This window comes from Pseudomonas sp. NPDC090755 (assembly GCF_044769005.1).
Lineage (GTDB): Bacteria > Pseudomonadota > Gammaproteobacteria > Pseudomonadales > Pseudomonadaceae > Aquipseudomonas.
On the sequence record NZ_JBIVXC010000006.1, the window covers coordinates 26173 to 43811 of the forward strand.

At 64.6% G+C, this 17639-nt stretch carries 16 protein-coding genes; 8 read left to right on the plus strand and 8 right to left on the minus strand.

From position 1 onward, the window contains the following. Window positions 1-63 precede the first annotated feature (63 nt). A complete protein-coding gene (gene fusA / locus ACIQUS_RS11430) occupies window positions 64-2169 on the minus strand; it encodes an elongation factor G (protein ID WP_403046900.1) in 2106 nt (701 codons plus the stop codon). A gap of 180 nt (window positions 2170-2349) precedes the next feature. On the opposite strand from fusA, the gene dsdA reads away from it, so the two are divergent. Both dsdA and dsdC read left to right on the plus strand, forming a co-directional pair. Beyond that, window positions 2350-3702 (plus strand): D-serine ammonia-lyase, encoded by a 1353-nt coding sequence (gene dsdA / locus ACIQUS_RS11435; protein ID WP_403046902.1) that lies wholly within the window; start codon window positions 2350-2352, stop codon window positions 3700-3702. 2 nt (window positions 3703-3704) lie between these two features. Beyond that, window positions 3705-4664, plus strand: coding sequence for a DNA-binding transcriptional regulator DsdC (dsdC, locus tag ACIQUS_RS11440; RefSeq protein ID WP_403046905.1), 960 nt, complete (start codon window positions 3705-3707; stop codon window positions 4662-4664). On the opposite strand, the gene ACIQUS_RS11445 is transcribed toward dsdC, so the two are convergent. The 4 genes from ACIQUS_RS11445 to ACIQUS_RS11460 form a co-directional block, all read right to left on the minus strand. Next, window positions 4631-4864, minus strand: a complete 234-nt coding sequence (locus tag ACIQUS_RS11445) for an Ada metal-binding domain-containing protein (protein WP_403046908.1) — start codon at window positions 4862-4864, stop codon at window positions 4631-4633. The two genes, dsdC and ACIQUS_RS11445, sit on opposite strands and share 34 nt — an antisense overlap. 2 nt (window positions 4865-4866) lie before the next feature. Continuing rightward, window positions 4867-5514 carry a TIGR04211 family SH3 domain-containing protein gene (locus tag ACIQUS_RS11450; RefSeq protein WP_403046910.1) on the minus strand — a complete coding sequence of 216 codons (648 nt, stop codon included), beginning with the start codon at window positions 5512-5514 and terminating at the stop codon, window positions 4867-4869. Between the two features lie 181 nt (window positions 5515-5695). Further along, window positions 5696-7069 (minus strand): nucleotide 5'-monophosphate nucleosidase PpnN, encoded by a 1374-nt coding sequence (gene ppnN, locus ACIQUS_RS11455; RefSeq protein WP_403046913.1) that lies wholly within the window; start codon window positions 7067-7069, stop codon window positions 5696-5698. Between the two features lie 94 nt (window positions 7070-7163). Then, entirely contained in the window at window positions 7164-8276 is a 1113-nt protein-coding gene (locus ACIQUS_RS11460) for a P1 family peptidase (RefSeq protein WP_403046916.1), read from the minus strand. Between the two features lie 177 nt (window positions 8277-8453). On the opposite strand from ACIQUS_RS11460, the gene ACIQUS_RS11465 reads away from it, so the two are divergent. Then, window positions 8454-9248, plus strand: coding sequence for a LuxR C-terminal-related transcriptional regulator (locus ACIQUS_RS11465; protein WP_403046919.1), 795 nt, complete (start codon window positions 8454-8456; stop codon window positions 9246-9248). Between the two features lie 3 nt (window positions 9249-9251). Beyond that, a complete protein-coding gene (locus ACIQUS_RS11470) occupies window positions 9252-9875 on the plus strand; it encodes a glutathione S-transferase family protein (protein WP_403046922.1) in 624 nt (207 codons plus the stop codon). A 4-nt stretch (window positions 9876-9879) separates the two neighbouring features. Here the strand turns inward: ACIQUS_RS11470 and ampC are convergent, their stop codons facing one another. Together ampC and ACIQUS_RS11480 are read right to left on the minus strand one after the other, a co-directional pair. Continuing rightward, on the minus strand, window positions 9880-11013 hold the full coding sequence (gene ampC, locus ACIQUS_RS11475; protein ID WP_403047402.1) for a class C beta-lactamase: 1134 nt from the start codon (window positions 11011-11013) through the stop codon (window positions 9880-9882). A gap of 19 nt (window positions 11014-11032) precedes the next feature. Beyond that, window positions 11033-11875, minus strand: a complete 843-nt coding sequence (locus tag ACIQUS_RS11480) for an AraC family transcriptional regulator (RefSeq protein WP_403046924.1) — start codon at window positions 11873-11875, stop codon at window positions 11033-11035. 79 nt (window positions 11876-11954) lie between these two features. Between ACIQUS_RS11480 and ACIQUS_RS11485 the strand changes: the two genes are divergently transcribed. Further along, window positions 11955-12947, plus strand: coding sequence for a bile acid:sodium symporter family protein (locus tag ACIQUS_RS11485; RefSeq protein ID WP_403046927.1), 993 nt, complete (start codon window positions 11955-11957; stop codon window positions 12945-12947). Between the two features lie 191 nt (window positions 12948-13138). Further along, the gene (locus ACIQUS_RS11490; protein ID WP_403046930.1) at window positions 13139-14281 is read left to right on the plus strand and encodes a DUF1624 domain-containing protein; all 1143 of its coding nucleotides are present in this window, start codon (window positions 13139-13141) and stop codon (window positions 14279-14281) included. A 6-nt stretch (window positions 14282-14287) separates the two neighbouring features. Here the strand turns inward: ACIQUS_RS11490 and ACIQUS_RS11495 are convergent, their stop codons facing one another. Next, the gene (locus tag ACIQUS_RS11495) at window positions 14288-15013 is read right to left on the minus strand and encodes a DUF899 domain-containing protein (protein WP_403046933.1); all 726 of its coding nucleotides are present in this window, start codon (window positions 15011-15013) and stop codon (window positions 14288-14290) included. 262 nt (window positions 15014-15275) lie between these two features. Between ACIQUS_RS11495 and galU the strand changes: the two genes are divergently transcribed. Together galU and gorA are read left to right on the plus strand one after the other, a co-directional pair. Then, window positions 15276-16115 (plus strand): UTP--glucose-1-phosphate uridylyltransferase GalU, encoded by an 840-nt coding sequence (galU, locus tag ACIQUS_RS11500; protein WP_403046936.1) that lies wholly within the window; start codon window positions 15276-15278, stop codon window positions 16113-16115. A gap of 95 nt (window positions 16116-16210) precedes the next feature. Then, the gene (gene gorA, locus ACIQUS_RS11505) at window positions 16211-17566 is read left to right on the plus strand and encodes a glutathione-disulfide reductase (RefSeq protein ID WP_403046939.1); all 1356 of its coding nucleotides are present in this window, start codon (window positions 16211-16213) and stop codon (window positions 17564-17566) included. Window positions 17567-17639: the final 73 nt, after the last annotated feature.

Genomic DNA, 17639 nt, shown 5'->3' on the forward strand with positions numbered 1-17639 from the left:
TCGCAGGCTCCCACAGGGACATAGGGGCGCCGCTGTATCTGTGGGAGCAGGCGAAGCCTGCGATCACCCCTGTTTCTTGATGATCGCTTCGCTGATGCTCGCCGGCGCCACGGCGTACTTGGTGAACTCCATCGAGAAGCTGGCCCGGCCCTGGGTCATCGAACGCATCGACGTGGCGTAGCCGAACATCTCGCCCAGCGGCACCTCGGCGCGGATCACCTTGCCGGCCGGGGTCTCGTCGCCATCCTGGATCATTCCCCGGCGCCGGCTGAGGTCGCCGAGGATATCGCCCTGGTACTCCTCGGGCGTCACCACCTCGACCTTCATCACCGGCTCTAGCAGCACCGCGCCGCCTTTTTGCGACAGCTGCTTGGTGGCCATGGACGCGGCGATCTTGTAGGCCATTTCGTTGGAGTCGACGTCGTGGTAGGAGCCGTCATAGACCGCTGCCTTGAGGCTGATCAGCGGGTAGCCGGCCAATACGCCGTTCTTCATCTGCTCCTCGATGCCTTTCTGGATCGCCGGGATGTATTCGCGCGGTACCACGCCGCCAACGACCTCGTTGATGAACTCCAGCCCTTCCTTGCCCTCGTCGCCGGGGGAGAAGCGGATCCAGCAGTGGCCGTACTGGCCGCGCCCACCGGACTGGCGGACGAAGCGGCCTTCGATCTCGCAGGTGTTGCTGATCTTCTCGCGGTAGGCCACCTGGGGCTTGCCGATATTGGCCTCGACGTTGAATTCGCGGCGCATGCGGTCGACGATGATGTCCAGGTGCAACTCGCCCATGCCGGAGATGATGGTCTGGCCGGTTTCCTCGTCGGTCTTGACCCGGAACGACGGGTCTTCCTGGGCCAGCTTGCCCAGGGCGATGCCCATTTTCTCCTGGTCGGCCTTGGTCTTGGGCTCTACCGCCACCGAGATCACAGGGTCGGGGAAGTCCATGCGTTCGAGGATGATCGGCTTGTCCATGTCGCACAGGGTATCGCCGGTGGTGACGTCCTTCATGCCGATCAGCGCGGCGATGTCACCGGCGCAGACGTCCTTGATTTCGGCGCGCTGGTTGGCGTGCATCTGCACCATGCGGCCGATGCGCTCTTTCTTGCCCTTGACCGAATTGAGCACGGCATTGCCGGAACTGAGTACACCGGAGTACACCCGGGCGAAGGTGAGGGTGCCGACGAACGGGTCGGTGGCGATCTTGAAGGCCAGGGCCGAGAACGGCTCATTGTCGTCGGCGTGGCGCTCCAGATGCTTCTCTTCGTCGTCCGGGTCGGTGCCCTTGATCGCCGGGATTTCGGACGGCGCGGGCAAGTAGTCGATGACCGCATCGAGCATCAGCGGCACACCCTTGTTCTTGAATGACGAGCCGAGGATGGTCGGGACGATCTCGTTGTTCAGGGTGCGCTTGCGCAGCCCGGCCTTGATCTCCTCGATGCTCAGTTCCTCGCCGTCGAGGAACTTCATGGTCAGCTCGTCGTCGGCTTCCGCCGCGGCCTCGACCATATGTGCGCGCCATTCCTGGGCCAGCGGCAGCAGCTCGGCAGGGATGTCTTCTTCGCGGTAGCTGGTGCCCTGGTCGGCTTCGTTCCAGTAGATGGCCTTCATCTTCACCAGGTCGATCTGCCCGGCGAAGTGTTCCTCGGCACCGATGGCCAGCTGGATCGGCACCGGGTGGTGGCCCAGGCGCAGGTCGATCTGCTTGACCACGCGCAGGAAGTCGGCGCCCTGGCGGTCCATCTTGTTGATGTAGGCCAGGCGCGGCACATGGTATTTGTTGGCCTGTCGCCAGACCGTTTCCGACTGCGGCTCGACGCCATCGGCGCCGCTGAACACCACCACGGCGCCGTCGAGTACCCGCAGTGACCGCTCCACCTCGATGGTGAAGTCGACGTGGCCGGGGGTGTCGATGATGTTGAAGCGGTACTTGTCGGCGAATTGCTTGGTCGAGCCCTGCCAGAACGCGGTGGTGGCCGCCGAGGTGATGGTGATCCCGCGTTCCTGCTCCTGGGCCATCCAGTCCATGGTCGCGGCGCCGTCGTGCACCTCGCCCATCTTGTGGTTGACCCCGGTGTAGAACAGGATGCGTTCGGTGGTGGTGGTCTTGCCGGCGTCAACATGGGCGACGATGCCGATATTGCGGTACAGCTCGATGGGGGTGGTGCGCGCCATGATGGGTCACCTGAGGTTGTTGCAGAAGAAGTGGGTTCTCCCAAGGTAGCAGAAGTGGGGCGGTCTGCACGGCGGTCCATGGATGAACTGGGATCATCCATGGGCGGCGCAACCATCGGTTGTAAAGCGCGGGGTGGCTGTCGCTTAATGGCGCTATCCGACCATCGCTGGAGCCCTGCAATGCCGCTGGAGAAACCCCTGGACGCCTGGTGCCAGACCCACCCGCTGATCGCCGACCTGGTGGCGTTGCGGCCGGTCAGCTGGTTCAACCCGCAGATCGCGCCGAGCGCGCAGGCATTGGGCGATGTGCCGCTCAGTGGCGAGGATGTGCGCGATGCCAGTGAGCGCTTGCAGCGGTTCGCGCCATTCATCGAGCGCGCCTATGCCAAGACGAGGCCCTGCAACGGTCTGATCGAGTCGCCGCTGTTGCCGCTGCCGGCCTTGCAGGCGCAGTTGCGTGCCGAGCATCAGTTGCCTGAAGGCGCCGCGCTATGGCTCAAGGCCGATAACCTGCTGCCGATTTCCGGCTCCATCAAGGCGCGGGGCGGTATCTACGAGGTCCTCAAGCACGCCGAGGACCTGGCCCTGACCGAAGGCCTGCTCAGGCCGGGAGATGATTACGCCAGGCTCGACAGCGACCAGGCCCGGGCTTTTTTCCACCGGTACAGTATTGCTGTGGGCTCCACCGGCAACCTCGGCTTGTCGATCGGCATCATCGGTGCGCGCCTGGGCTTCAAGGTCACGGTGCATATGTCGGCCGATGCCCGGGAATGGAAGAAGGACCGCCTGCGCAGCCATGGCGTGGAGGTGCGCGAATACAGCGCCGACTACAGTGTGGCGGTGGAGCAGGGGCGCCGCGAGGCCGAGGCCGACCCGCGCTGTCACTTCGTCGACGACGAGAACTCGCGCAACCTGTTCCTCGGCTACGCGGTGGCCGCCGAACGGTTGCAGCGCCAGTTGATCGAGAAGGGCATCCAGGTCGATGCCGAGCATCCGCTGTTCGTCTACCTGCCCTGTGGTGTGGGCGGCGGCCCCGGCGGCGTGGCCTTCGGCCTGAAACTGGTGTTCGGCGATGCGGTGCATTGCCTGTTCGCCGAGCCGACCCATTCGCCCTGCATGCTGCTGGGCGTCTACACCGGGTTGCACGATGGCGTGTCGGTGTATGACTTCGGCATCGACAACCAGACCGCCGCCGACGGCCTGGCGGTGGGCCGGCCCTCGGGCTTTGTCGGACGGGCCATGCAGCGCCTGATCGACGGTTACTACACGGTCGACGACGCCACCCTGTACCGTTTGCTGGCGCAGTTGCAAGCCAGTGACGGCCAGGAGCTTGAACCTTCGGCGCTGGCCGGGGTACCGGGCATGGTCCGGGTGCTGCAGGAGCAGCAGGGCTATCGCCAGCGCCTGGGGCTCAGTGATGAACGCATGGCCCGGGCCACCCACCTGGTGTGGGGCACCGGCGGCAGCATGGTGCCGCGCGCGGAAATGGACGCCTACCTGGCCAAGGGCCGCGCCGAGCTGGCCGGGCACTGAGCATGCTCAACCTGCCACCGCGACTTGGCACGCGCCTGACCGGCGCCCAGTTCGCCAACCTGCACACCTTTGCCGTGGTGGCGCAGCACCTGAGTTTTACCCTGGCAGCCGCGCAGCTGTGCCTGACACCGAGCGCGGTCAGCCATCGCATTGCCCGCCTGGAGCAGGCGCTCGAGGTGCGCCTGTTCGAACGCCTGACCCGGCGCATTCGCCTGACGCCAGAGGGCGAACGGCTGTACCGGCTGGTGCAGGGGTTGGTGGAGGGTCTGGAGGAGGCGCTGCAAGAAACGTCGACGATCAGCGGTCCCTTGACCCTGTATGCCCGGCCGTCCATCACCCAGTGCTGGCTGGTGCCCCGGCTTGCGGATTTCCAGCAGCGCTACCCGCAGATCAGCCTGGACATCCGCACCGGCAACGAGGCGGTGGACTTCCGTGCCCGGCACATCGACCTGGCCTTGCTCTATGGCGACGGCGAGTACCCCGGGCTGGTCAGTCAGTTGCTGATGACCGAGCAACTGGCGCCGGTCTGCAGCCCGCAGTATGCCGAGCGCCACGGCTTGATCGGTGATCCTGGGCAATTGCGCCAGTGCACGTTGCTGCACGACGCCCTGGCCTGGGAGCATGCGGCTTTCGATGCCGAGTGGCAGCGCTGGGCGCGGGGGCGTGGGGTGCAGGCTTGTCTTCCGAGTGCCGCTCTGACGTTCGACCGTTCAGACCTGTGCGCGGTTGCCGCGAGCAACCATGTCGGTGTGGCCATGGGGCGTCGGCAACTGGTGCAGCCGTTGATCGACCAGGGGGTGTTGATCCTGCCGTTGGGCGATTTCGAGCCCGTGGCCGGGCAGGGCTATTACCTGGTGCACCCACCACGCGAGCCGATGCCGTTGCGGATCGGGGTGATGATCGAGTGGTTGCGATCGGTGGGAGCGGGCTACGATCGCATGCACACCGCACAGGGTCGATAGCCCGCCGCCCGGGCCGTTTCGGCGTCGAGGAAGAACACCCGGTGTTTCACGTAGCCGCCCCGGGCGATGGCCCGCATGGCGCACGGGCAATCGAGGCGACCATAGACCTTGCTGCGCCGATGACCACCCAGTTGCCCAGGCTGGTCGCTCAGGTATTCGACGCCATCGGCGCCCAGCAGGCGCCAGGGGCCGCTGCCCATGATCAGAACCAGCGGTCGTTGCGCTTGCGTCCACGGGTCAGGGCCGGCAGGATCAGGCCGACCAGCAGGCCGGCACCGGCGATGCCGCCGCCGTAGACCATGTAGCGCATCAACACCTGCTTGTTCTCATCCCCCAGGCGCGCCTGGGTGCTGCGCAGGTCCGACTGGGTGTCGCTCAGTTCGGCAGTGAGTGCCTTGTTACGTGCTTCCAGCTCATCGATCAGGGTCTTGCGCGAGTCCAGGGTCTCCTGCATGCCCTGCACGCGGGATTTCCAGCTGTCGTCGATGGTTTTCAGCTTGTCGCCCAGCTGGGTCACCTGCTCGGTCAGTTGCGGCAGGCGTTCGGCCTGGCCCGGGACGCTTTGCAGGTCGTTGCTGGGAATCCACACGGTATCGCCGGCTTCGCCGCGCACCTGGCTGTAGTTGCCCTGGGTGCCGAGCAGGGTGACTTTCTGTCCGGACTTGAGGTTGCCGACGATGCGGTGGCCATCGGTAGGGCCGCTGCGCACGTAGGTGGTCAGGCTGTCGCTGACCCAGCGTTCGTTGCTGGTGGTTTCTTCGGCCTGCACGGTGCCGCTCAGGCCAATCAGGGTAGCGATCAAACCGATGACAAGTCGGTTGCGCGGGCGCAGGAGGGGAGAGTTAGGCATGGTGGTCTTCGCGTGAATAAACATAAAAAGCCCGATGCGTGGGCCGGTGAGTCTGGGCGTGCGCGCAGGCCGCCAGGCTGACAGACCATGTTTCTACAGGCAGGTTCACTGAAGAGTGTAGGAAAATGGCAGCAAATGTTGCGGGCACAGGCCGTGCCCGCAATCTGGGGGAGGGGCTGGGTCAGCTCACGACGCGGTAGCAGGGCACGTATTCGGCGCCACCGGGCAGTTTCATCCGGTGCTGGGCGACGAAGGCTTCCAGCAGTTTGCCCAAGGGTTGCATCACGGCGGCATCACCGTTGATTTCGTACGGGCCTTTCTCCTCGATCAGGCGGATACCCTTGTCCTTGACGTTGCCGGCCACGATCCCGGAGAACGCCCGGCGCAGGTTGGCCGCCAGTTCATGGGCCGGCAGGTCATGGCGCAGTTGCAAGCCGGCCATGTTTTCGTGGGTTGGGTCGAAGGGGCGCTGGAAGCCTTCTTCGATCTTCAGCAGCCAGTTGAAGTGGAAGGCATCGTTGCGCTCGCGACGGAACTGCTTGACCTCCTTGAGCCCTTCGACCATCTGCCGGGCCACTTCGGCCGGGTTGTCGATGATGATCTTGTAGTGCTCCTGGGCCTCATCGCCCAGGGTGGCGCGCACGAAGGCGTGCAGTTGCTGCAGGTAGGGCTCGGCGCTCTGGGGACCGGTGAGGATGACCGGGAACGGCAGGTCGCGGTTGTCCGGGTGCATGAGAATGCCGAGCAGGTACAGGAACTCTTCGGCGGTCCCGGCGCCACCGGGGAAGATGATGATGCCGTGGCCGACGCGGACGAAGGCTTCCAGGCGTTTCTCGATGTCCGGCAGGATCACCAGTTCGTTGACGATCGGGTTGGGCGCCTCGGCGGCGATGATGCCGGGTTCGGTCAGGCCCAGGTAGCGGCTGCTGCTCATGCGTTGCTTGGCATGGGCGATGGTTGCGCCTTTCATCGGCCCTTTCATGACCCCCGGACCGCAACCGGTGCAGACGTCCAGCTTGCGCAGGCCCAGCTCGTGGCCGACCTTCTTGGTGTACTGGTATTCCTCGCTGCTGATCGAGTGACCGCCCCAGCACACCACCATCTTCGGCTCCACGCCCGGGCGCAGGGTGCGCGCGTTGCGCAGCAGGTGAAAGACGTAGTCGGTGATGCCCTGGCTGCTTTCCAGGTCGATGCGCTGGCTGGCCAGTTCGCTTTCGGTGTAGACGATGTCGCGCAGGGCGCTGAAGAGCATTTCACGGGTGCTGGCGATCATTTCGCCATCAACGAAGGCGTCGGCCGGGGCATTGAGCAGCTCCAGGCGCACGCCGCGGTCTTGCTGGTGAATGCGCACCTCGAAGTCCTTGTAGGCTTCGAGGATGGTCTTGGCGTTGTCGACATGCGCGCCGGTGTTGAGGATGGCCAGCGCGCACTGGCGGAACAGGGTGTAGAGACTGCCGGATCCGGCTTCACTCAGTTGCTGTACTTCTCGTTGGGACAGTGTTTCCAGGCTGCCTTTGGGGCTGACAGATGCATTGATAACTTCACGTTGGGGCATTCTGGTTTTCCTGTGAGCGGTTAAACGTCCATCTTCTGCACACCACCATACCGAGAAATTGTTGCTGCAACGAGTGTCTTTGTGCCCGGGCCCCTTACTGAACTTCTGGATCGGCTTTCCAGCCCACGGCCTGCAACGCCTGGAGCAGTTGTTCGGGCTTGAGCGCCAGGGCCTGGTTGCCGTTGGCGTGCAGGTCGGTGGCGGCCAGCAGTGCATTGAGTATGGCTTCTTCCACCGCATCTGCCGCTGCGCCGAACAGCGCTGAAATGTGGTCGTTGTTGACCATCTGCACGGTGGTGGTGGGCATGCCCGGGCGGCCGACATTGGTCACCGGCAAGTCGCTGTTGCCCACCGAGAAGGCCAGGAAGATGTCGCCGCTGGTGTCTTCGGTGCCGCCGCCGACCCGGGCCAGGCCGACGCTGGCGCGCTGGGCCAGGCGGGTGCATTGGTGCGGCAGCAGGGGCGCGTCGGTGGCCAGGGTGACGACGATCGAGCCCATGCCGGCCTCACCGACGTTGTCGCGGCCACGGAAGGGCGAGGGCAGCTCGCCCAGCACCCGGCCCACCGGATAGCCGCCGACCCGCAGCGCCTCGCGCACCCCGTAGTTGGCCTGAACCAGGGCGCCGACGGTCCAGCCGCCGGCCTGCGCCTCCAGCACCCGCGAGGCGGTGCCGATACCGCCCTTGAACTCGTGGCAGATCATCCCGGTGCCGCCGCCCACGCAGCCTTCGGCCACAGGGCCGGTGCGGGCGTCGGCCAGGGCGGCCTGGACATGCTCGGCGGTCACGTGCTGGCCCCAGATGTCGTTGAGCACCCCGTCATAGGTTTCCAGCACCGTAGGCATGCACCAGTAGGTGCGCTGCTTGCCCATTTCACGCTCGGCACTGACCAGCGCATCGCGGACCACGCCGACACTGTGGGTGTTGGTGTAGGCGATCGGCGTGGTCAGCAGGCCGGCTTCGCGGATCCACTCAAGGCCGGTGGCATCGCCATTGCCGTTGAGCACGTGCACCCCGGCAAAGCAGGGCTGCAGATGCGCCGCCTGGGGCCGTGGCTCGATCACCGTGACGCCGGTGTGCACCGCCAGCTCGCCGTCTTCACGGTGCAGGGTGTGGTGGCCCACACGTACGCCGGGCACATCGGTGATGGCGTTGTACACGCCCGGTTTGCCCATGCCAATACGAATGCCAAGGTCACGAATACGCATGCTGCACTGCTCCGTCGGGAAGGTTCGAAGGCCGGCCGTCCGTGCTCGCCCGGGGGATCATGCCGCGCATGACAAAGGGGACGAGCAACGGCAATACTGCGCGCCGGTGGTGCAGAGTCTAGGAACTCGGCCCGCCCTTGGCGATTACCCCCAGTCGTTACCCCCCAGGAGTTATCGGTGCATACCCTATTTGAAGCCGCGGCCCATCATCAGGGGCTGGCCAAGGTGGTCGAGCAGTTGGGCCGGCCGGGTTTCTGGCAGCAGACCCTGGTGCTGCTCAACCAGATGTTGCCCTTCGACAACGGCCTGGTGATCTTCACCGAGCGTGATCAGCCACCGGTGGTACTGGCCGAATTCGATCGAGGCTTGCGCAGCGCGCCGTCGCCCATGCCCCTGTACCTGAGCGGCCTGTACCTGCTCGACCCGTTCATCCAGGCCATGGGCGAGGGGCTGGCCGATGGCGTCTACCGTATGGAAGACGTGGCACCGGACGAATTTCGCCAGAGCGACTATTTCAGGAACTACTTCCGTTCGGCCATCGGCGAGGACGAACTGCAACTGATCCTCAACCTGGCCCCGGGGCAGATGCTGGCGATTTCGCTCGGCGCCAGCGAGCGTTTCGAGACCGCGCACCTGGGCCAGATGAGCGTGTACGCGCCATGGCTGATGGCCCTGCTGCGTCAGCACTGGCGCCTGCAACACCCGGCGCAGGACGAGCAGGCCCGGGTCACCCCGGTGGAGCAGGCCCTGGCGCATTTCGGCCGCGATACCCTATCGGCCCGCGAGCTGGAAATCGCCCGCCTGGTGCTGCGCGGCAACTCCAGCAAGGCGATTGCCAAGCGCCTGGCCATTTCCCAGGAAACGGTCAAGGTGCACCGGCGCAACCTGTATGCCAAGCTGGGTGTTTCGTCACAGTCGGAATTGTTCAGCTTGTTCCTGCAACGGCTGGGTCAGGCACAACCACAGGAGTGAATGATGCTGCGGATATTGGGCAAGGCTTCATCGATCAACGTGCGCAAGGTGCTGTGGACCTGCGCTGAACTGAATCTGCCGTTCGAGCGGGAAGACTGGGGCTCGGGCTTCGAGTCGACCCACAGTGAGGCCTTTCTGGCACTGAACCCCAATGCCATGGTGCCGGTGATCCAGGATGGCGACTTCGTGCTGTGGGAGTCCAACAGCATCATCCGCTACCTGGCCTCGGCCTATGGCGGTGAGCACCTGTACCCGGCAGCGCCGCAGGCACGGGCGCGGGTCGATCAATGGATGGACTGGCAGGCCACCGACCTCAACGATGCCTGGCGCTATGCCTTTCTCTCGCTGGTGCGCCAGTCACCCGCGCACCAGGACCCGCAAGCCCTGGCCGCGGCCTGTGCCAACTGGACGCGGAACATGACCATTCTTGAGCAACAGCTCAAGCGTACCGGCGCCTACGTCAGCGGTCAGGACTTCTCGCTGGCCGACATCCCCATTGGCCTCTCGGTCAACCGCTGGATGCAGACACCGCTGCAGCGCCCTGAACTGCCAGCGGTTCACGCCTACTACGAGCGCCTGAGCGAGCGCGAAGGCTACCGCCTGCACGGGCGCAACGGCACGCCGTAAGGTCTCAGTGGTCGAGCGCGGTGAGCAGGGCGTGGGCCGCTTTCACCCGCTCGTCATTGGGGTAGTTCTTGTTCGCCAGCAGCACGATACCGATGCGTTTGGACGGCACGAAGACCACGTAGGCGCCAAAGCCGTTGGTCGAGCCGGTCTTGTTCAGCAGGGTATCGGGCGGCAGGCGGGCAGGCTTGAGCCAGGTCACCGGATGCGGCTTGAGGGTCATGGCGGTCGAGTTGCCCTTGAGCAGGTGGCGCAGGCTTACCGGGTAGCGATAGGTTTCCCACCCCAGGCCCTGGGTCATCTCGCCGACCCGGTAATAGCCGGTCTGGGTCAGGGCGATGGCGCGCTGCAAGTCGATGCTCAGCGGCTGCGGCTGTATCTGCAGTTCAACGAAGTGCAGCAGGTCGCTGGCCGTGGTTTTCAGCCCGTAGGCTTCGGCATCCAGCGGCCCGGGGCCGACCCGGACCGTCTTGTTGTCCCGGGTATAGCCCTGGGCGTAGTGACCTTCCTGCTCGGCCGGTACCTGCAGGTAGGTGTGTTGCAGGCCCAGTTGCGGCAGCAATTCATCGTTCATCACGTCGGTGAACGGCTTGCCCAGGCTTTTGGCGGCCAGGTAGCCGAACAGGCCGAGGCTGGGGTTGGAATACAGCCGGTGGGTGCCTGGGGCGTAATCGGGCTTCCAGTGGGCGTAGTAGCTGATCACATCTTTCTCGTCCTTGACCTTGTCGGGGAACTGCAAGGGCAGGCCGCCGGCGCTGTAGGTGCCCAGGTTGAGCAGGGTGACGCCGTCGAACGCGCTGCCCTTCAAGGCCGGCCAGTGCTTGCTGGCGACATCACCCAGGTTGAGCTTGCGGTGGGCCTGGGCCAGACCTGCCAAGGTGGCGGTGAAGGTCTTGCTCACCGAACCGATCTCGAACAGGGTGTCGGCGTCCACCGGCTGGTTGGTCTGTGTCGAGGCGACGCCGTAGTTGAAGAGATACTGCTTGCCGTCGACCGAAAGGGCCACCGCCATGCCGGGAATGGCCTGTTGCTGCATCAGCGGGCGGATCGTGGCCTCGACGCTGGCGGCGATCTGTTCGTCGGCGAGCGGGGCGGCCAGGCTCTGGCCTGCGCCGAGCATCAGGGCGAGCCCCGCCATCATCGCGGGTGTGATGCGGCTGTCAGGGTGATTCATCAAACAAGCTTCCATGTGTATTGATCTGATTGAGCGGCTGGCGAAAGAACGCCCCCGGCGGCACGCCGAACTGCTTGCTGAACGCGGCGATGAAGGCTGATAGCGACTCATAGCCGCACGCCAGGGCAACGTCGGTGACGCGCTCGCCGCGCTCAAGTGCCGGCAGTGCGCTCAAAAGGCGCATGCGCTGGCGCCAGAGGCGAAAGCTCAAGCCGGTTTCGCGCAGGAACAAACGGCTCAAGGTCTTTTCCGAGACGCCCTGCTGCACGGCCCAGTCACTCAGGCGGGTGTCGGCGTCGGGCTGCGCCTGTAAACGCTCGCACAGCTCACGCAGGCGCAGGTCCCGGGGCAGGGGCAGCATCAATTGCTGCTGCGATGCCTGTGCCAGTTGGTCGAGCAGCACCTGCACCAGGCGACCATCGGCACCCTTGGGGTCGTAGTGCACCGGCCCTTCGCTGAAGGTGCGAATCAGCTCGCGCACCAGTGGGTTGATCGCGATCACCCGGCATTGCACAGGCGACCAGCGGGCCGGCGGCTGTTCCAGGTAGAGGCTGCGCAGGCAGGTCTGGCCGGGGCAACTGACCCGGTGGCGGACCTGCGCCGGGATCCACACCGCGCGCTGCGGTGGAACCAGGTAGAAACCCGAGTCGGTGTGCACCTCCAGCACCCCCTCGATGGCATAGGACAACTGCCCCCAGGGATGGGCGTGGCGGTAGCCCAGGACGATGTTGGGCAGGGTTTGGACGTGGCCGTAGACCGGGCGTGGCAGCTGGGTCAGCTGCTCGAGGGCCTGGGGCTCGGGCAGGGTGGGTTGTCCGTTTGGCGACACTGGCGGGGTGCTGGCGTTAGTGACAAAGGTGCGCAGACCTTATCGTCTGCCGCGTCACAATAACAAGTCGGGACCGACCATGAAGTACCTGCGGATGCTGTTCGACAATTTCACCGTGGCCTTGCTCGGAGTGATCCTCATCGCCACCGTGCTGCCCTGCGAAGGCGACGGCGCCCGGGTGTTCGGCGGGCTGACCAACCTGGCCATCGGCCTGTTGTTCTTCCTGCATGGCGCCAAGCTGTCACGCGAGGCGGTGGTGGCCGGGGCCGGGCACTGGCGCCTGCACCTGCTGGTGTTCGCCTGCACCTTCGTGATGTTTCCGCTGCTGGGCCTGGCGCTTGCGCCACTGCTGCTGCCGTTGATCGGCGATGAGCTGTACCTGGGCGTGCTCTACCTCTGCGCCTTGCCGGCCACGGTGCAGTCAGCCATCGCCTTCACCTCGCTGGCGCGTGGCAACGTGCCGGCGGCGATCTGCAGCGCGGCGGCGTCGAGCCTGCTGGGCATCGTCCTGACGCCCTTGCTGGTGGTGCTGTTGATGGGGGTGGAGGGCGACGGGGGCTCGAGCCTGGACGCGGTGCTCAAGATCGTCCTGCAACTGCTGGTGCCCTTTGTCGCCGGGCAACTGGCGCGGCGCTGGATCGGCCACTGGGTCACGCGCAACGCCCGCTGGCTGAAATTCGTCGACCAGGGGTCGATCCTGCTGGTGGTCTACAGCGCCTTCAGCGATGCGGTGGTCAGTGGCCTGTGGCACAGCGTGGCGCCACCGCGGTTGGCGGCCCTGGTGCTGGTCTGCTGCCTGCTGCTGGCGCTGGTGCTGGGCTGCACGGCGAGCCTGGGACGGCGGCTGGGTTTCAACCTCGAAGACCGCATCACCATCCTGTTCGCCGGCTCGAAAAAAAGCATGGCCACCGGCGTGCCGATGGCCCAGGTACTGTTCGTTGGCGGCGGCATCGGGGCGATGATCCTGCCCTTGATGATCTTCCACCAGATCCAGTTGATGGTCTGCGCAGTGCTGGCCCAGCGCTACGCAGCCCGTACACAGGCCCCGGCGTTCAGAGCAGAACCCCTTTGACCGGTTGCAGCGGCAGGGAGCGCTTTCCCCGGGACAGTCGTTGGGCTGGGCTGGTGTGGCTGGATGATCCTGCCGGGCAGACCTGTACGGTGGGCGCGAAGGTATCGTAGATCACACCAGGTCAAAGCCTTGCGGGGATGCGGCGGGATAACGCTATAATGTAATATTATATCGTAATGACAAGGTGCTCCATGCCACCCGCCAGTACCCGCCTGCAATCCATCGATGCCCTGCGCGGGCTGGTGATGCTGTTCATGTTGCTCGACCATGTGCGCGAGACCTTCTTTCTCCATCGTCAGGTCGGCGACCCGATGGAGGCGTCGAGCGTCGCCCCCGAGCTGTTTTTCACCCGGTTGCTCAGCGCCCTGTGTGCGCCGGTGTTCATCTTTCTGACCGGCTTGTCGGCCTGGCTCTACAGCCAGAAACACAGCCGCGCCGACACCTCGCGGTTCCTGCTGGGGCGCGGGCTGCTGCTGGTGTTGCTGGAGCTGACCCTGGTCAATCTGGCCTGGAACGGCACCTTGCTGCCGCAGACGCTGTGGCTGCAGGTGATCTGGTGCATCGGCCTGTGCATGATCGTCCTGGCGGCGGCCCTGCACCTGCCGCGCGGGTGGTTGCTGGGGCTGGGCGCGTTGATCGTCGGTGGTCACAACCTGCTCGATCCGCTGGTGCTGAGCCCTGACTCGGCCTGGTTCGCGCCCTGGGCGGTCCTGCACCAGCGCGACTTTATCGAACTGGGCGAGGTCACCCGGGCGCGCACCACCTACCCGGTGTTGCCGTGGATCGGGGTGATCCTGCTGGGCTGGGGTGTGGGGCCCTGGTTCGCCCAAGGCACAAAAGCTGTGCAGCGTCTGCGGCTGTTGCTGGGCTGGGGCGGCGGCCTGCTGCTGGCGTTCGTCGGCCTGCGTTACCTCAATGGCTACGGCGAGCAACCCTGGGTGGCCACGGGTGATGCACTGCGCACCGCCATGAGTTTCCTCAGTGCGCGCAAGTACCCGCCCTCGCTGATGTTCCTGCTGCCGACCCTGGGCCTGTGCCTGGTGCTGCTGGCAGTGCTCGAACGCCATCAGGCGCGGTGCTGGGTGCCGGTTCTGGCGTTGTTCGGGGCGGCGCCTATGTTCTTCTACCTGCTGCATCTGTATGTGCTCAAGGCGCTGTACCTGGTGGGCGTCGCGGTGTGGGGCCTGAACCAGGGGGCGTATTTCGGCTTTGACCAGGTCAGTGGCGTGTGGCTGTGCAGCCTGTTCCTGGCGTTGCTGCTGTATGTCCCGACACGCGGGTTCGCGGCGCTCAAACAGCGACGTCGGGACATTGCCTGGCTCAAGTACTTCTGAATCGGGTCAGTCGTGGCAGCAGGGCTTATCGGCTTCGGCGCCCTCGTAGCGGTCGTGATGGCGCACCCAGTCCATGGTGCCTTCCTCGTTGCGGCCCTTGGGCATCAGGTCGAGGAAGTTGTAGGCGCCGACCAGGATGTCCAGGCCACGGGCATAGCTTGAGTAGGTGTGGAAGATCGTGCCCTGGGCATCGCGGTAGAACACGCTCAGGCCCGGCAGTTCGGTCTCGTCGCCGGTATAGGGTTCGTAGTTGTACTGGTTGATGCCCTCTGCGCCGGCACTGACGCCGAATTCCTGGTTGAAGCGGCTGCCGTGGGACGAGACCCAGGGGAATTTCCAGCCCATGCGTTGCCTGAAGGCCTGGAACTGGGCGAAGGGGGCGCGGGACACGGCCACCAGCGAGACATCGTGATGGGCCAGGTGCAGGTTGGCGCCGTCGAAATGATCGGCCAGGAACGAGCAGCCGCTGCAGCCTTCGGTCCAGCCGTCGCCAAACATGAAGTGATAGACCAGCAACTGGCTGCGCCCGGCGAACAGGTCGGCCAGGCTCAGCCGGCCCTGGGCGCCTTCGAAGCTGTAGGGCTGGTCGATGCGCACCCAGGGCAGGGCGCGGCGGGCCCTGGCGAGTTCGTCGCGCTGGTGGGTGAGGGCCTTTTCGTGCAGCAGCAACTGGCGGCGGGCGCTGAGCCATTCGCTGCGCGAGACCACCTGCGGGTTGTGGTAGTTGTCCATGGGTACGCTCCGGCGGGGGAATGTACGGATGGTCGATTGCACGCGCAGGGATTCGACAGTGCCGGTGCATCGGGCGATGAACGGTACAGATTTGCCCCTGCAGGCGGTCGCGGAGCCGGCGAATTTTACGAACCAGGGGAACTAACTACACTAGGAATTCTCTATCATGGCATCGGCCAGCCAGCGGGGGGCATTGTAAGGTGATCGCCGCCTGATTAGACTGCGCCGAATTTCGTACGCAAAGCCCTTGTTAAGGACGTATATGATCAAGAAATGCTTGTTCCCGGCTGCCGGTTACGGCACCCGCTTCCTGCCTGCAACCAAAGCCATGCCCAAGGAAATGCTGCCGGTGGTGAACAAGCCACTGATCCAGTACGGCGTTGAAGAAGCGCTGGATGCTGGACTGTCCGAGATTTCGATTGTCACCGGTCGCGGCAAGCGCGCCCTGGAAGACCACTTCGACATCAGCTACGAGCTGGAAAACCAGATCAAGGGCACCGACAAGGAAAAATACCTGGTCGGCATCCGCCGTCTGCTCGACGAGTGCTCGTTCTCCTATACCCGCCAGACCGAGATGAAGGGCCTGGGCCACGCGATCCTGACCGGTCGCCCGTTGATCGGTGACGAGCCGTTCGCCGTGGTGCTGGCTGACGACCTGTGTGTCAACCTCGAAGGCGATGGCGTACTCAAGCAGATGGTCAAACTGTACAAACAGTACCGCTGCACCATCGTTGCCATCATGGAAGTCGACCCGCAGGAAACCAGCAAGTACGGTGTGATCGCTGGCGACCTGATCGGTGACGACCTGTACCGTGTTCGCAACATGGTCGAGAAGCCAAAACCTGAAGATGCACCGTCGAACCTGGCGATCATCGGTCGCTACATCATGACCCCGGACATCTTCAAACTGATCGAAGAAACCGAGCCGGGCAAGGGCGGTGAAATCCAGATCACCGACGCGCTGATGAAACAGGCCCAGGATGGCTGTGTAATCGCCTACAAGTTCAAGGGCAAGCGTTTCGACTGCGGTGGCGCCGAAGGCTACATCGAGGCGACCAACTTCTGCTTCGAGAACTTCTACAAGACCGGCAAGGCTTACTGAGTCTTCGGTGTTGTGTGAAAAAGCCACCTTCGGGTGGCTTTTTTGTTCCTGACTTGTGAGTCGGGGTATGCTGTCGGCCTGGCAAGGAGACTGAAATGGCCTACGATTTTGATCTGTTCGTGATTGGTGCCGGTTCCGGCGGTGTGCGTGCTGCGCGTTTTGCGGCGGGCTTCGGCGCGAAAGTGGCCGTGGCCGAAAGCCGCTATCTGGGCGGTACCTGTGTCAACGTCGGCTGCGTGCCGAAAAAACTGCTGGTCTACGGCGCCCATTTTGCCGATGACTTCGAGCAGGCCGCAGGTTTTGGCTGGTCGCTGGAAGATGCCCAGTTCGAGTGGGGCAAGCTGATCGCCAACAAGAACCGCGAGATCGAGCGGCTCAACGGCATCTACCGCAACCTGCTGGTCAACAGCGGCGTGACCTTGCTCGAAGGCCACGCCCGGCTGACCGGTGCCCATGAAGTGGAAGTCGAGGGCCAGCGCTACAGCGCCGAGCATATCCTCATCGCCACGGGCGGCTGGCCGCAGGTGCCGGACATCCCGGGCAAGGAATTGGCGATCAGTTCCAACGAAGCCTTCTTCCTCAAGGACCTGCCCAAGCGTGTGCTGGTGGTCGGTGGCGGTTACATCGCCGTCGAGTTTGCGGGTATCTTCCAGGGCTTGGGGGCGAAAACCACGTTGCTGTACCGCGGCGAGATGTTCCTGCGCGGCTTCGATGGCGGTGTGCGCACGCACCTGAAGGAAGAACTGGAGAAACGCGGCCTGAACCTTGAGTTCAATAGCGATATCGCCCGCATCGAGCGCCAGGACGACGGCAGCCTCAAGGCCACCCTCAAAGATGGTCGCGAACGGGTCGCCGACTGCGTGTTCTACGCCACCGGGCGTCGGCCGATGCTCGACAATCTGGGCCTGGAAAACACCGGTGTGGAGCTCGATGCCCGTGGTTTCATCCGTGTCGATGACCTGTACCAGACTACCGAGCCGTCGATCCTGGCCATCGGCGATGTGATCGGGCGGGTGCAGCTGACCCCGGTCGCCCTGGCCGAAGGCATGGCCGTGGCCCGTCGTCTGTTCAAGCCCGAGCAGTACCGCCCGGTGGACTACCAGAACATCCCGACCGCGGTGTTCAGCCAGCCGCCGATCGGCACGGTCGGCCTGACCGAAGAGCAGGCACTGGAGCAGGGGTACAAGGTGCAGATCTTCGAAAGCCGTTTCCGGCCGATGAAGCTGACGTTGACCGAGGTCCAGGAAAAGACCCTGATGAAACTGGTGGTCGATGCCGACACCGACCGGGTGCTGGGCTGCCACATGGTCGGCCCGGATGCCGGCGAGATCATCCAGGGCCTGGGCATCGCCCTCAAGGCCGGGGCGACCAAGCAGCAGTTCGACGAGACCATCGGCGTGCACCCGACGGCGGCGGAAGAGTTCGTCACCCTGCGTACGCCTGCGCGTTAAGCGGCGCCTTCAATCGCCGGCTATGCCGGCTCCCACAGGGTGGTTGGCTGAGAACCCTGTGGGAGCCGGCAGC

What these genes read in the sequence shown, in the direction of transcription:
- fusA (WP_403046900.1), bottom strand. Translation starts at nt 2,169, where the DNA reads ATGGCGCGCACCACCCCCATCGAGCTGTACCGCAATATCGGCATCGTC.
- dsdA (WP_403046902.1), top strand. Translation starts at nt 2,350, where the DNA reads ATGCCGCTGGAGAAACCCCTGGACGCCTGGTGCCAGACCCACCCGCTG.
- dsdC (WP_403046905.1), top strand. Translation starts at nt 3,705, where the DNA reads ATGCTCAACCTGCCACCGCGACTTGGCACGCGCCTGACCGGCGCCCAG.
- ACIQUS_RS11445 (WP_403046908.1), bottom strand. Translation starts at nt 4,864, where the DNA reads ATGGGCAGCGGCCCCTGGCGCCTGCTGGGCGCCGATGGCGTCGAATAC.
- ACIQUS_RS11450 (WP_403046910.1), bottom strand. Translation starts at nt 5,514, where the DNA reads ATGCCTAACTCTCCCCTCCTGCGCCCGCGCAACCGACTTGTCATCGGT.
- ppnN (WP_403046913.1), bottom strand. Translation starts at nt 7,069, where the DNA reads ATGCCCCAACGTGAAGTTATCAATGCATCTGTCAGCCCCAAAGGCAGC.
- ACIQUS_RS11460 (WP_403046916.1), bottom strand. Translation starts at nt 8,276, where the DNA reads ATGCGTATTCGTGACCTTGGCATTCGTATTGGCATGGGCAAACCGGGC.
- ACIQUS_RS11470 (WP_403046922.1), top strand. Translation starts at nt 9,252, where the DNA reads ATGCTGCGGATATTGGGCAAGGCTTCATCGATCAACGTGCGCAAGGTG.
- ampC (WP_403047402.1), bottom strand. Translation starts at nt 11,013, where the DNA reads ATGATGGCGGGGCTCGCCCTGATGCTCGGCGCAGGCCAGAGCCTGGCC.
- ACIQUS_RS11485 (WP_403046927.1), top strand. Translation starts at nt 11,955, where the DNA reads ATGAAGTACCTGCGGATGCTGTTCGACAATTTCACCGTGGCCTTGCTC.
- ACIQUS_RS11490 (WP_403046930.1), top strand. Translation starts at nt 13,139, where the DNA reads ATGCCACCCGCCAGTACCCGCCTGCAATCCATCGATGCCCTGCGCGGG.
- ACIQUS_RS11495 (WP_403046933.1), bottom strand. Translation starts at nt 15,013, where the DNA reads ATGGACAACTACCACAACCCGCAGGTGGTCTCGCGCAGCGAATGGCTC.
- galU (WP_403046936.1), top strand. Translation starts at nt 15,276, where the DNA reads ATGATCAAGAAATGCTTGTTCCCGGCTGCCGGTTACGGCACCCGCTTC.
- gorA (WP_403046939.1), top strand. Translation starts at nt 16,211, where the DNA reads ATGGCCTACGATTTTGATCTGTTCGTGATTGGTGCCGGTTCCGGCGGT.